At 66.5% G+C, this 5,990-nt stretch carries 6 protein-coding genes; 4 read left to right on the top strand and 2 right to left on the bottom strand.

The annotated features are described in order from the left end of the window. Window positions 1-48 precede the first annotated feature (48 nt). Window positions 49-936: a hypothetical protein gene (locus tag CWO91_RS41260; RefSeq protein ID WP_130221038.1), complete on the top strand. Its 888-nt coding sequence runs from the start codon at window positions 49-51 to the stop codon at window positions 934-936. Between the two features lie 37 nt (window positions 937-973). Here the strand turns inward: CWO91_RS41260 and CWO91_RS41255 are convergent, their stop codons facing one another. Further along, entirely contained in the window at window positions 974-1,393 is a 420-nt protein-coding gene (locus CWO91_RS41255) for a PaaI family thioesterase (protein WP_130221037.1), read from the bottom strand. 69 nt (window positions 1,394-1,462) lie between these two features. Next, complete coding sequence (mutY, locus tag CWO91_RS41250; RefSeq protein ID WP_165406066.1) at window positions 1,463-2,563, bottom strand: A/G-specific adenine glycosylase; 1,101 nt, start codon at window positions 2,561-2,563, stop codon at window positions 1,463-1,465. A gap of 161 nt (window positions 2,564-2,724) precedes the next feature. Here mutY and CWO91_RS41245 point away from each other — a divergent pair, with 161 nt between their 5' ends. The 3 genes from CWO91_RS41245 to CWO91_RS41235 all read left to right on the top strand — a co-directional run. After that, window positions 2,725-3,216 carry a DUF721 domain-containing protein gene (locus tag CWO91_RS41245; protein ID WP_130221035.1) on the top strand — a complete coding sequence of 164 codons (492 nt, stop codon included), beginning with the start codon at window positions 2,725-2,727 and terminating at the stop codon, window positions 3,214-3,216. A 136-nt stretch (window positions 3,217-3,352) separates the two neighbouring features. After that, a complete protein-coding gene (locus CWO91_RS41240) occupies window positions 3,353-4,024 on the top strand; it encodes a DsbA family protein (protein ID WP_130221034.1) in 672 nt (223 codons plus the stop codon). A 216-nt stretch (window positions 4,025-4,240) separates the two neighbouring features. Then, the coding region (locus CWO91_RS41235) for a chromosome segregation SMC family protein (RefSeq protein WP_165406065.1) at window positions 4,241-5,990 on the top strand (1,750 nt) is incomplete at its 3' end.

Raw genomic sequence — 5,990 nt, 5'->3', positions numbered from 1 at the left:
GGCAGCGAGATATTTCGTCTCCTCGTCCGCGGCGGCCGCGCGGCCTCGGTGCTGGCGATGGGGGGCCACTACATCGGCGCAACCAGCTTTGCTGCGATCCGCACAAAATGGTCGGCCCGACGATTCCGGGCGCTCGCGGCGCAGGCGCCGTTGCAGAATCTGGTCGCCGAACTCGATCGGTTCTGCCCGGCTCTGCTCATCGGATACGCCAGCGTCATGGCACTCTTGGCCGCCGAGCAGGATGCCGGTCGCCTGCATGTTCGGCCGGTGCTGGTTCTTCCGACTTCGGAAGGGCTTTCGCCGGACGGATACGACCGGATCGCAAGGGCATTCCACGCCAAGGTCCGGACTATTTACGTCGCGACGGAATGCCTGTTCATGGCCATTGGCTGTGAACACGGTTGGCATCACGTCAACAGCGATTGGGCGATCCTCGAACCCGTCGATGCGAGTTATCGGCCGGTTCCGCCCGGCGAGGAGGCGCATACGGTCTTCGTGAGCAACCTCGCCAATCGCGTGCAGCCGATCCTCCGCTACGATCTCGGCGACCGCATCCTGCAACGACCTGATCCCTGTCCTTGCGGCAACCCACTTCCGGCGATCCGCGTGCGGGGCCGCGCTGCCGATATCCTCACGTTTCCAACCGAACGCGGCGAGAAAGTCGCAGTGCCATCGCTCGCGCTTGAGATCGATCATGTACCCGGCGTGGAGTTGTTTCAGATCGTGCAGACTGCGCCAACACAATTGCGCGTTCGCCTCCATCCCGCAGCCGACGCTGACCCAAGCCGGGTTTGGCGGGCGGTCCATTCCGAATTGACCAAGCTGCTGAATGAGCATGGGCTTGGTCAGGTGTCTGTTGAGTTGGCCCCCGAACCGCCAGTTCCATCTTCCGCCGGAAAATACCGCACCGTAATCCCACTGGTTCTGAGTGCTTGAAGACGCCGATGGGTGGACAACGATTATCGCCTCCGCCTCAGCGCACGACCCTCGCCGCCTCAAGCAGACGCTCACTCGCGGTTGCAGTCGCAAGCAGCGTGCCGTCTTGGGCTGTCAGCTTGGCCTCGACGAAGGCGATGGTCTTGCCGAGCTGGGTGACTCTGGCTTCGGAAATAATCGACCCTGGCTTTGCGGGGCTGAGGAAATTCACGGTCATGCTGATGGTGGTGGTGTAGAGCCGGCCCTCGCTCATCACCAGCACGGCCGGGCCCATGGTGTCGTCGAGCATGGCCGAGAGCATGCCGCCCTGGATGAAGCCTGCTGGATTGCAGAATTCCGGCTGGCCTTCGAAGCCGAGCTTGATCCAGCCCTCCTGCGGGCGGGCATCGAGCAGGCCCCAGCCCAATAGCTCGGCGCAGGGCGGCTTTCGAAAGTTATCGAGCGCAGTCCTGACCATACGAACCTCCGTTGCCGTCGATGGGATTAACGCAGGCCTGCTGCCAGCATGATGTCAGCAGGGTGAGCGCTAGAGATCCAATCCATGCGCGATGACCTTGCGCATGACGTTGGGCAGCGCTTCGCCGGCAAGCGTGGCGATCGGCACCCAGCGCATGCCCTCGGGCGCGCGGGTGCGGGCCTCCGCCTTCGCCGTGTAGACGATCAGCTCCAGCGGAAAATGCGTGAAGATGTGGGTGACGGCGCCCACCTTGCGCTGCCAGCGCGATAGCCCCTTCAGCTCCGGCGCCTGCTGCTTCGCCGCCGCGTCGTCCTGGCCGGCGAGCCAATCCGAGCCGGGCACTTCGGTCATGCCGCCGAGCAGACCCTTTTCGGGCCTTGAGCGGACGAGAAGCTCATCGCCGCGCGTGACGACGAAGGCGGCGCCCCTCCGGAGCGTTCCACTCTTCTTCGGCGCCTTGCGCGGAAATGTTTCCTGCGTGCCCTGCGCACGCGCCGTGCAGTCGTCGCTCAGCGGACATAGCGAGCAGGCCTGCTTCTTCGGCGTGCAGATCGAGGCGCCGAGGTCCATCAGCGCCTGCGCACTGTCGCCGGCACGAGAATCCGCCAGCAGCATCGCGGCGAGCTGCTGGATCAGCGGCTTGGCCTGCGGCAGCTCCTCCTCGACCGCGAACAGGCGCGAGACCACCCGCTCGATGTTGCCGTCGACCGGCATGGTGCGGCGTTCGAATGCGATTGCGGCGATCGCGGCCGCCGTGTAGGGCCCGATGCCCGGCAGTGCGCGCAGGCCTTCCTCGGTGTCGGGAAAGACGCCGCTATGCTCGCGCGTCACCGCGACCGCGCAGGCATGGAGGTTGCGCGCCCGCGAGTAGTAGCCGAGCCCAGCCCACATCCGCAGCACGTCGTCGAGCGAGGCCCGGCCCAGCGCCGTGACGTCCGGCCAGCGCGCGACGAATTTTTCGAAATAAGGCCCGACCGCCTTCACCGTCGTCTGCTGGAGCATGATCTCCGACAGCCAGACGCGGTAAGGGTCCGATGCCTCGCCGGGCGCAGCCCGCCAGGGCAGTCGGCGGCGGTGGCGGTCGTACCAGGCGAGCAGGAGTTTCGGGCGCGATGAGGCTTTCGACTGAACTGGTTCCGACTTGGCCTTGAGGGCAGATCTGGGGCTCATGCCGACACTGTAGCGGCAACGCGCCGGTCTCTCCACGTCATGCCCGCGCCTGTCGCGGGCATCCACGTCTTTCTTCGCGGCAAGACGTGAATGGTCGGGACAAGGCCCGGCCATGACGGCAGCAGTTCCTGACGCGTCGCGCACGGTGCTATAAGGTCCGCATGTCCAAATTCCCTCCCAAGCCCGGTCCCATCAGCGCCAAGCCGCTGTCGCTCCTGCTCAACGACGTCTTTGCCGAGGCCTATGCCAAGCAGGGCTTTGCGGCGCGCGAGCTGGTGACGCGGTGGGCGGAGATCGCCGGGCCGGAGATCGCGGCCCATGCCGAGCCCTTGAAGATGCAATGGCCGCGGCCGGTGGAGGGCCAGCCGCAGCAGCCGGCGACGCTGGTGCTGCGGGTCGAAGGGCCGATGGCGCTGGAGATCCAGCATTCGGCCGATGTGATCCTGGAACGGGTCAACCGCTTCTTCGGCTGGAGCGCCGTCGGCAAGCTCGCCTTCCGCCAGGCTCCCCTGTCGCGCGCCCGGCGGCCGGCACGGCCAGGCCCGCCGGATCCCAAATCGGTAGCCAAGATGGCGGAGAGTCTGGGCGACATCGAAGATGAACAGCTCAAGACGGCGCTGGCGCGGCTCGGGGCCGCCATCAAGCGAAATTGAGCCTCATTCAGCTGCTAATCTGGACCCTGACTTGCCGCTCGCCATTGCCTCAATCGACGTTTCAAGCTAGCGACAGGCCGCCGGGGCGGGAACTCGATGGACCCCGGGACGACCCTTGCCAATCCGGGAGCCGACCTTGATCATCACCCGCCGCGCCTTCACCACGATGCTGTCGCTGACCGGGCTTGCCGCGCTCGCCGGGCTCTCGCCGCTGCGGTTCATCTCCGAGGCCATGATCCCTGAAGCAATGGCGCAATCCGCCGCTGATGTGGCCAAGCCGGTGTCGCTGCCCGACATGGCGCTCGGCCCGAAGGATGCCGCCGTCACCATCACCGAATACGCCTCGATGACCTGCCCGCACTGCGCGGCCTTCAACGAGCAGGTGTTCCCCAAGATCAAGAAGGAATACATCGACACCGGCAAGGTGCGTTACATCTTCCGCGAGTTCCCGCTCGACATCAAAGCCGCCGCCGGATCGATGCTGTCGCGCTGCATCGCCAAGGACGACGCGCCGAAATATTTCGCCGTCACCGACATGCTGTTCCGCCAGCAGAGCGACTGGGTGATGAAGAACACCACCGAGACCCTGACGCGGATCGGCAAGCAGGCCGGCCTCACCCAGCAGCAGGTCGAGGCCTGCCTGAAGGACCAGGCGTTGCTCGACAAGATCGCCGCGGACCAGAAATACGCCAGCGACGTTCTGAAGGTGGATTCGACGCCGACCTTCTTCATCAACGGCGAGAAGATCAAGGGCGAGGCCTCGTTCGAGGAGTTCGCCAAGAAGATCAATCCGCTGCTGAAGAGCTGATTCGCAACGCCACAATCCTGATTCGCGCATCTAAAGCCGTATCATTCCCGGCATAAATCCCTTGGGAAAAGCGGCTTTCGCCGGTTGCCCTCGCGGCGCACCGCGGCCATTGTCCGCCGCACGAGCCGCCTCGCGCGACTCGCCCAGACAGCGACAATGCCTTCCATGGTGTTGTCCCGGCAGGGGATTCGCGCCTGCCAACAGAGATGCGTGCTTATGAAAATCACCCGCCTGCGCCTTCACGGTTTCAAGTCCTTCGTTGAGCCCACGGACTTCGTTATCGAGCCCGGCCTGACCGGCGTGGTCGGACCCAATGGCTGCGGCAAGTCGAATCTCGTCGAGGCGCTGCGCTGGGCGATGGGTGAGACCTCGTACAAGTCGCTGCGCGCCGCCGACATGGACGCGGTGATCTTCGCCGGCTCCGGCAACCGTCCTGCGCGCAACCATGCCGAAGTGACGATGACGATCGACAATGCCGATCGCACCGCGCCGGCGGCGATGAACGACAGCCAGCTTCTCGAAATCTCCCGGCGCATCGAGCGTGAGGCCGGCTCGGTCTATCGCATCAACGGCCGCGACGTGCGCGCCCGCGACGTGCAGATCCTGTTCGCCGACGCCGCCACGGGCGCGCGCTCGCCGGCGCTCGTCCACCAGGGCAAGATCGGCGAAATCATCCAGGCCAAGCCCGAGCAGCGCCGCCGCGTGCTGGAAGACGCCGCGGGCGTCGCCGGCCTGCACGCCCGCCGTCACGAGGCCGAGCTGCGGCTGAAGGCGGCCGAAACCAACCTCACCCGCGTCGAGGACGTGATCGGCCAGCTCTCCGGCCAGATGGAAGGCCTGAAGAAGCAGGCCCGCCAGGCCGTGCGCTATCGCGAGGTCGCCGCCAAGGTGCGCAAGGCCGAAGCCACGCTGTTCCACCTGCGCTGGATCGGCGCCCACGCCGACGTCAACGAGTCCGGGCAGACGCACGATCTCGCGGTCCGCGAGATGGCCGAGCGCACCCAGCACCAAGCCGAAGCCGCCCGCATCCAGGCCATCCGCGCCGCCGAGATGCCGGCGCTGCGCGACGCCGAAGCGCGTGCCGCGGCCGGGCTGCAGCGCCTCACCAATGCTCGCGAGCAGCTCGACCGCGAGGAAGAGCGCGCCAAGGAGCGCGTCGCCGAGCTCGAGCGGCGCCTCGCCCAGTTCGAAGGCGACATCTCGCGCGCCCAGCAGCAGACCATGGACGCCGACGTCGCGCTGCAGCGGCTCGACGCTGAGGACGCCGAGCTGAAGGAAGAGATCAAGTCGCGCGTCGAGAAGCGCTCCGGCGTCGACGAGCGCGTCGCGGAAGCCGAGGCGGTGCTGACCGAAACCGAGCAGCGCTTCGCCGAGCTCACCACCGCGCTCGCCGACCTCACCGCCAAGCGCAACCAGCTTGAAGCCAATGTTCGCACCCATCGCGACAAGCTCGCCCGGCTCGACCAGGAGATCGCGAATGTCACGGCGGAAGAGCAGAAGCTTGCGCAGGAGACCGGCGGCTTCGGCGATCTCGACGAGCTGACCGCTCTGGTCGAGACTGCGGAGCAGACGCTGGCCGCTTCGGAAGCCGCAGCGCAGGCGAGCGAAGCCGCCCATGTCGCCGCGCGGCAGACGCTGGAATCCTCGCGCTCGCCGCTGGTCGAAGCCGACAAGCGCGTGCAGCGGCTCGAGACCGAGGCGCGCACGATCTCCAAGATCGTCAACGGCGAGACCAAGAATCTGTGGCCGCCGATCATCGACGGCATCACCGTCGACAAGGGATTTGAGAAGGCGATCGGCGCTGCCCTCGGCGACGATCTCGACGCGCCGGTCGATCCGTCGGCGCCGATGCGCTGGACCAATGCCGGCGTCACCGACGGCGATCCGGAGCTGCCCGAGGGCGTCGTGCCGCTCGCCAACCATGTGCAGGCGCCGGCAGAGCTGGCGCGCCGCCTGGCGCAGATCG

Source organism: Bradyrhizobium genosp. SA-3 (assembly GCF_004212635.1).
Lineage (GTDB): Bacteria > Pseudomonadota > Alphaproteobacteria > Rhizobiales > Xanthobacteraceae > Bradyrhizobium.
Note: the sequence above shows the minus strand (reverse complement) of the source record. Positions and strands in the feature narration are given on the sequence as shown.

Excerpts from the sequence above, each read along its gene's own strand:
- CWO91_RS41255 (WP_130221037.1), bottom strand. The coding sequence starts at position 1,393 with ATGGTCAGGACTGCGCTCGATAACTTTCGAAAGCCGCCCTGCGCCGAG.
- mutY (WP_165406066.1), bottom strand. The coding sequence starts at position 2,563 with ATGAGCCCCAGATCTGCCCTCAAGGCCAAGTCGGAACCAGTTCAGTCG.
- CWO91_RS41245 (WP_130221035.1), top strand. The coding sequence starts at position 2,725 with ATGTCCAAATTCCCTCCCAAGCCCGGTCCCATCAGCGCCAAGCCGCTG.